The sequence below is a fragment of the Marinomonas sp. S3726 genome, assembly GCF_000967665.1.
GTDB lineage: Bacteria > Pseudomonadota > Gammaproteobacteria > Pseudomonadales > Marinomonadaceae > Marinomonas.
Map to the genome: position 1 here is coordinate 1 of NZ_JXYC01000054.1, position 1,788 is coordinate 1,788.

Below are 1,788 nucleotides of genomic sequence, written 5' to 3' on the forward strand. Positions count from 1 at the left end.
TGTAGGCCGCCGCGATATTTGAGCGCTAGCCGCGCGATATTTGAATAAAAAAAACTCCTTCGTATTTCGAGGGAGTTTTTGGTTTGAGATAGTGTAATTAGCCCTAAACAGTATCGGACAGCTTAATACATGACCAAGCTGGTTCGAATGTGGCTAACTCTTCATCTTGCTTTATAGCTACTCTATTTCCTTTTGATAAGTCACTCAAGACCTTTTTGAACAGGTCTAGAGCCATTGGCCCAAGTTCACGCTTCCAAAGGTCAACAGGGCTATCAGTTGGTCTAATATGACACCAGTCTTGAGCGGCAATTGCCCCGGTGTCAGCTTTGTCATCCATCCAATAAACTGTACCGCCTGTTACGCTCTCTTTCATGTGTATAGCCCACCTTATTGCATCTTTCCCTCTATGTCTTGGTAAAAGGCTAGGGTGAAAACCAACCGCACCGTGTAAGGATTTACCTCTAGCTGCTTTGGTTATGTAGCACCACGCGTGAGCGCAAATAATAAGGTCAGTGTCGTTAGGTACGTGGGAGTCATTAAGGCTCTTGTCGTGAACAATAGCCTTAATACCCGAGCTCATTGCTAGTTCGTAGAGTTTATCCTTCTTAGAAGGAGCCGCTACGCAAGTAATAGTGTACCCTAGGTTTCTTACTAAACGTAAGGCTTCGGCTCCTAGCCACTTCTGGCCAACAATCATTACGTTCATTCGACACCTCCGTCACCAATATACCTAAAACCTTGAACCGCTCTAAAGTGGCCGCCAAATCCCGCTGAATTGATTTGCTTTCCAGTTTTTTTCTTAGTGCTTGCAGAAATACTTAACCGAGATTTTCGCTTACTTCCCCCGTATAAATTTGCGCTAACTTGAGTCCACTTTGGGTGCCTTCTTAAGACAGCACACAAGCCCGGATGAGAAGTGTGAAAAAGGGTTGGCATTGGCTTATCATAACGGTTTTTACCTTGCCGCCACATTTCACAAATCGCGTTTAAAAACTTAAGTCCAACACCCGCGCCTTGCCATTCTGGCATAACAACTAAACGACATGCTCTTGCTTCGACTAAACCGGGTCTCGTACTAAAAGCAACGTGTGCTACAAGCTCTCCATTCACTGTAGCAACGTAGTTAGTCGCGGCAATCATGTGGGGTAACTTTAGATAATGATGCGGCTCAAAAGTTGGCCAAAATTGCCAGTTGGTTTGGTGTATTTGCATTTCGATCTTTGGTCTTCGCCAAAGACACCCCCGTAGAAACTCACCCGTTGCCGTATCATAAACCCAGTCAGGTTCTAGCCATTCAAGCACGTCATAGTGGCAGGTTAATAACACGGCTTGACCGCCTGTTCTGCGATAGGCCTTCTGAAAAGCGCCAGCGCCAATCGTAGCAATTTGTCGGTCTACTACAGAGCTAAACTCATCTATCACAACTTGCTCGGGACGCTCACAAATCACCTTAGCTAGGTCGGCTCTAAATTGCTCGCCGTTACTCAATACTTCGTAAGGTCTAAGCCATGCCGGAACACTACCTAAACCCACCGAAGCAAGCGCAGAAGTAACCGTATTAAAGTCACCATTGGGAGTTATCGAATCGATAATAGGAACGCGCTTTTCCCATTCTGGTTTGTATAAAGCTTTACCTTTCCAGAGGGCTTTACCGATGCTTGACTTACCAGATCCTGAAGGCCCAACTACAACACCTATGCTCCAATCTTTATCATCTATCGGAAGGTCAGCGTCTAAGTCAAAGTTTGCCCCTGATTCTACGTTGAATAACGACTTAACGCGCTCGGA

2 protein-coding genes are annotated in these 1,788 nt (G+C 45.6%); both read right to left on the reverse strand.

What is annotated here, in order from left to right; genetic code table 11:
* Positions 1-103 precede the first annotated feature (103 nt).
* Positions 104-706 (reverse strand): formyltransferase family protein, encoded by a 603-nt coding sequence (locus tag TW85_RS24750; protein ID WP_046019818.1) that lies wholly within the window; start codon positions 704-706, stop codon positions 104-106.
* The coding region (locus TW85_RS26270; protein WP_046019819.1) for a GNAT family N-acetyltransferase at positions 703-1,788 on the reverse strand (1,086 nt) is incomplete at its 5' end. The genes TW85_RS24750 and TW85_RS26270, both read right to left, overlap by 4 nt.